Source organism: Streptomyces sp. SID10853, assembly GCF_010548145.1.
GTDB lineage: Bacteria > Actinomycetota > Actinomycetes > Streptomycetales > Streptomycetaceae > Streptomyces.
In genome coordinates, this window is sequence record NZ_JAAGLN010000380.1 from 1 (window position 1) to 4,104 (window position 4,104).

Genomic DNA, 4,104 nt, shown 5'->3' on the forward strand with positions numbered 1-4,104 from the left:
ACCGGTACGGCGCCCGCCGCCCGCAGCCGCCGGGCCGCGTACCCGCGGATACCGGTCGGCCCCTTCACCGCGAACGGCACCCCGGAGAGCGGCCGGGCGCCGCCCGGGTGCCCACTGTCCTGTGGTGCGCCGCCGGGGACCCCGGCACTCTCCGGTGCCCCGTCCGGGACCCCACCGCCCGCCGGCGCCTCGGGCCAGACCTCGGTGAAAGCGCTCAGGGCGGGGTCCAGCCGCGCGATCCGTCCGAGCGCTTCCGCCACCGTCACCGTCACCGTCGTCCTCATCGGCGCCACCGTCGTCTCCCGCCCCGCTGCCCCGCCCCATGGCCCGGCCCTCGGCACCCGTGTACCCGTGTACCCGTGTACTCGCAGTCAGCCCGTGTTCGGGGTCAGTGTTCCAGTGCCGCCCGCATGACCGCCCGTGCGATCGGAGCCGCGAAGCCGCCGCCCGAGATGTCCGCCCGGTGCGCCGACGCGTCCTCGACGACCACGGCCACCGCGACCGCCGGCTGGCTCGCGCCGTCGGCCTTCGCCCAGGAGATGAACCAGGCGTACGGCGTACCGGCGTTGTTGACCCCGTTCTGGGCGGTGCCGGTCTTGCCGCCCACCGTCGCGCCCGGGATCGCCGCGTTGGACCCGGTGCCCTGCGTGACGACGTCGACCATCATCTGCTGGAGCTGGACGGCCGTCGACGCGTCCATCGCCCGCCGGTAGGACTTCGAGCCCGTGCGGCTGACGACCCGGCCGCCCTTGGCCCGGGTCTCGTCGACCAGATGCGGGTACATCAGCTCGCCGCCATTGGCGACGGCGGCCGAGACCATCGCCATCTGCAGCGGTGTCGCCGTGGTGTTGAACTGCCCGATCGAGGAGAGCGCCAGCTGGTCCTCGCTCATATCGGTGTCGAAGTTGCTCCTCGCCACCCCGGAGGGAATCCGCAGCCCGGCGTCGTTGAAGCCGAACTTCCCGGCCGCCTCGTCCATCCCGCTGAGCCCGACCTTGACCCCCAGGTTGGCCATCACGGTGTTGCAGGAGACCTCGATGGCGTACGCGAGCGAGGCGTCGCCGCAGCCGCTCGCCTCGTTCGGCAGGACCGTCGTGGTGTGCGGGAGGGTGTACGGATCGGGGGTGTCGGTGTCCGCGTTCATATCGGTGACCACCCCCGAGTCGAGGGCGGCCGCCGCCGTCACGATCTTGAAGGCCGAACCGGGCGGATAGGTCTGCCGGATGGCCCGGTTGAGCATCGGCTGGTCCGCCGACGCGTTCAGCCGGGACCAGGCGCCGGTGACCGAAGGGCCGGTGCCCGACAGGACGCCCGGATCGTACGAGGGGCTGCTGACCAGCGCCAGGATCTTCCCGGTCGACGGCTCGATCGCGGCGACCGCCCCGCGCCGGTGGCCGAGACCGTTGTACGCGGCCTCCTGCATCGACGCCTTGATGGTGGTGGCCACGCTGCCGCCCGGCTGCTGGGCGCGGGTCAGTTCGTTCCAGAGCGGGAAGGGGGCGAGCATCGAGTCGGTGCCGGAGAGGATGCCGTCCTCGGCGTTCTCGATCAGGGTGGTGCCATAGGTCTGCGAGGCGTAGCCGGTGACCGGCGCGTACAGCGGTCCGTCGCGGTACGTGCGCTCGTACCGCAGCTGCTGGCCGGTGTCCTTCGACCCGGTGACGCTGTGCCCGCCGACCAGGATGCTGCCGCGCGGCTCGTGGTAACGGGCAATGGTCAGGCGGCGGTTGGCCTGGTTCTTGTCCAGCGAGTCCGCCTGGAAGACCTGGATCCGGGCGGCGTTGGCCAGCAGCGCGATCAGGAGCAGGAGACAGCAGGCGGCGGCGCGCCGGATGTAGCGGATCACGACTCGTCCTCCACGATCGGAGCGATGATCCCGGTCTCCACGAGCCCGGGGTCCGGTCTGCGCGCCGAGTCACTGATCCGGATCAGCAGCGCCACGATCACCCAGTTGGTGACCAGCGAGGAGCCGCCCTGGGCGAGAAAGGGCATCGCCATGCCCGTCAGCGGGATCAGCCCCATCACGCCGCCCGCGATCACGAACACCTGGATCGCCAGGATCGAGGAGAGGCCGATCGCGAGCAGCCGCCCGAAGGAGTCGCGGAGCGCGAGCCCCGCCCGGTAGCCGCGGGCCACCACCAGGGCGTACAGCAGGAAGAGCACGGCGAGCCCGGCGAGCCCCAGCTCCTCGCCCGCCGTCGCCAGGATGAAGTCGGACTTCACCGCGAAGCCGATGAGGATCGAGTGGCCGAGCCCGAGACCGGCCCCGAGGATGCCGCCCGCCGCGAAGGAGAAGAGCGACTGGGCGAGCTGGTTGGCGCCCTGGCCCGCGTCGATGGAGGCGAAGGGGTGCAGCCAGTCCTCGACGCGGCCGCGGATGTGGGGTTCGAGGCTGCCCACGACGAACGCGCCGAACGCGGCCATCACCATGCCGATGGCGATCCAGCTGAGCCGCCCCGTCGCCACGTACAGCATGATCACGAACAGCCCGAAGAAGAGCAGCGACGTCCCGAGATCGCGCTCCAGGACGAGGACGCCCACACTGATCACCCAGATCGCGAGGACCGGTGCCAGCACGCGCATGGTGGGCAGTTGGAGCCGCCAGATCCTGCGGCCGGTGTACGACAGGGCGTTGCGGTTGGCGGAGAGGTACGCGGCGAAGAAGACCGCGAGCAGGATCTTGGCGAACTCACCGGGCTGGATGGAGAAACCGCCGACCCGGATCCAGATCTTCGCCCCGTTCACCGCGGGGAAGAAGATGGGGATGATCATCAGGACCAGGGCGGCGGCGACCGAGAGATAGGTGTACTGCTGGAGGATCCGGTGGTCACGCAGGAAGAGCACACAGCAGATGAACAGGGCCACCGCGAGTGTGGACCAGATCAGCTGGGCGGGGGCCGCGGTGTCGCCCGGCGTCTCCAGGTCGAGCCGGTAGATCAGGACGAGCCCGATGCCGTTGAGCAGTACGGCGATCGGCAGCAGCAGCGGGTCCGCGTACGGGGCCCGGAACCGCACGGCGAGATGGGCGAGCAGCGCGAGCAGGCCGAGCCCCGCACCGTACTTCAGGGTGTCCGCCGGTACGGCGTCGTTCTTGGCGAGTCCGACGTCGATGTAGCCGTAGACGGAGATCAGTACGGCGCCGATCAGCAGCACCAGCTCGACGCCCCGACGCTTCGGCAGACGTAGTTCGGGCGGGGGAGCGTCCGCCGTCGTTGCGGTCATGCCAGGCAACGTAGCAAGACGGTGACGCTATGTCCGTTAATGTCACAGCGAACCGGTGGGAAGCCGGTGCCGGCCGCGGTTCACTGCTGGTACGGGTTCTGCCCCTGCTGCTGCGGCGCGGGCTGACCGTACCCCTGCTGCGGGCCCTGCGGCTGACCGGCGCTCTGCGCGAGGAGCTGCTCGGCCTGCTCCTTGGTCGTCCGGTTCTCGACCCCGCAGAAGGTGCACTGCGTCGCGTACTTGGTGGAGAACGGGAAGAGCGGCACGAAGAACAGCGTGAACTTGGTGACGCGCTTGCGGAGTGTGTGGGCGGACGGGTTGCCGCACTGCCCGCACACCAGCGTCAGGATGGCCAGCTGGTAGATATAGCCTCTGCTGCCAAAAATGATCATGAATAGTCCCCTCCTGGTCGGTAATCGCGGTACACCGTAACCGGGTTCTTGCCCCCGCGGCGCCGGGACTGTTCCCATGGCCGGGGTGGGGTGATGCGGTATGCCGGAACTCAGGGTCACGCCGGGGCGGTACCAGGGCCGGACCCGGCTGTACGTCACGCTGCCCGCGGGCAGCACTGCAGCCTGGTACGACCGGGAATCGGGGCGGGTCAGCCTGGTCCTCGACGAGTACCGGGCCGAGGTGCTCGCGGCTCTCGCGCCCTACCTGACCGGGGAGCCCGAGGTCGGCCCACCCCCGGTGCCCACCCCGGCCGAACTGGCGCTGCTCACGCTGCATCCCGACGACGACCTGGCGCCCAACCGGCCGGGCGAGGCGCTGCACGCCGCGCCGGCCGGGAGCGCGGTCTCCCGCTTCCGGCGGGCTCCCCTGCGCGCCGCCCGTACGGCCCTCGCCGCCCAGGAGGCGCTGGGGGCCGAGCTCGACGCGCTG

3 protein-coding genes and 2 pseudogenes are annotated in these 4,104 nt (G+C 70.7%); 1 reads left to right on the forward strand and 4 read right to left on the reverse strand.

Annotated features, from left to right (window positions below):
* The 4 genes and pseudogenes from G3I19_RS34990 to G3I19_RS35005 all read right to left on the reverse strand — a co-directional run.
* Positions 1 to 284, reverse strand: a pseudogene (locus G3I19_RS34990) (hypothetical protein); the annotation flags it as partial.
* Positions 285 to 388: 104 nt separating this feature from the next.
* Positions 389 to 1,846, reverse strand: a complete 1,458-nt coding sequence (locus G3I19_RS34995) for a penicillin-binding transpeptidase domain-containing protein (RefSeq protein ID WP_164267721.1) — start codon at positions 1,844 to 1,846, stop codon at positions 389 to 391.
* Entirely contained in the window at positions 1,843 to 3,222 is a 1,380-nt protein-coding gene (locus tag G3I19_RS35000; protein WP_164267722.1) for an FtsW/RodA/SpoVE family cell cycle protein, read from the reverse strand. The genes G3I19_RS34995 and G3I19_RS35000 overlap by 4 nt, the downstream gene beginning before the upstream one ends.
* Before the next feature lie 80 nt (positions 3,223 to 3,302).
* Positions 3,303 to 3,614: a zinc-ribbon domain-containing protein gene (locus G3I19_RS35005; protein WP_164267723.1), complete on the reverse strand. Its 312-nt coding sequence runs from the start codon at positions 3,612 to 3,614 to the stop codon at positions 3,303 to 3,305.
* A 100-nt stretch (positions 3,615 to 3,714) separates the two neighbouring features.
* On the opposite strand from G3I19_RS35005, the pseudogene G3I19_RS35010 reads away from it, so the two are divergent.
* Positions 3,715 to 4,104 (forward strand): annotated as a pseudogene (locus G3I19_RS35010) (NERD domain-containing protein); the annotation flags it as partial.

Coding starts and splice junctions, on each gene's coding strand:
- G3I19_RS35000 (WP_164267722.1), bottom strand. CDS start 3,222: ATGACCGCAACGACGGCGGACGCTCCCCCGCCCGAACTACGTCTGCCG.
- G3I19_RS35005 (WP_164267723.1), bottom strand. CDS start 3,614: ATGATCATTTTTGGCAGCAGAGGCTATATCTACCAGCTGGCCATCCTG.